At 61.4% G+C, this 671-nt stretch carries 1 pseudogene; it reads right to left on the bottom strand.

Annotated features, from left to right (window positions below):
• Positions 1-131: 131 nt before the first annotated feature.
• Positions 132-518: pseudogene (locus Q2K20_RS18140) on the bottom strand (recombinase family protein); the annotation flags it as partial.
• Between the last annotated feature and the right edge of the window lie 153 nt (positions 519-671).

The raw sequence follows: 671 nt of genomic DNA, 5'->3' as shown, positions 1-671 counted from the left end.
ACCCGACGGCGCCATTCAGCGCTCGGCTACAAGCGCCCGAACGAGGTGCACTACGCTGACCTCCAGCCGGCAACGGCAGCGTAGAGAAACCATCAACTCCGCTGTCCGAAATCGACGCGGCAGGTCACTTCAAGGCCGGCGTGGGTGCGTTCGGAGATGAGGTCTCGTTCGAACTCCGCCAGTGAGGCGAAGATGTGAAACACCAGCCGCCCGCCCGAGGACCCGGTGTCGATGTTTTCCTGCAGGGAGCGAAACTCGATTCCGCGCTCTTGCAACTCGGTCAGCTGATCGATCAGATGCCGAATCGATCGGCCCAGCCGATCCAGTCGCCAGACCACGAGCGTGTCGCCCGGGCGAAGTTGATCGAGAAGCTTTCCCAACTCCGGGCGCGAGGCCAAGGCCCCGGGGGCGGTGTCGGTGAAGACCTTGTAGCAGCCGGCAGCCTCCAGAGCATCGTGCTGCAGTCGGGCGTCTTGATCGCCAGTCGACACCCGCGCGTACCCGAAAGCGTGGCCCATACCGCTAAATGTAGCAATACCCGTCGCTAGTGTCGCGTTTCTGAAGTTGGTTTAGGGTTCGCTTTCGCGAGGATCTGTTCGGGAGTTTTAGTCCAGACGAACGGGTGTTTGCGGTCGTTCCAGCCCGTGATGAACTGGCGAATCTTGGCATTG

Source organism: Dietzia sp. IN118 (assembly GCF_032905965.1).
Taxonomy (GTDB): Bacteria; Actinomycetota; Actinomycetes; order Mycobacteriales; family Mycobacteriaceae; genus Dietzia; species Dietzia kunjamensis.
This window is presented reverse-complemented; position numbering and strand designations above follow the sequence as displayed.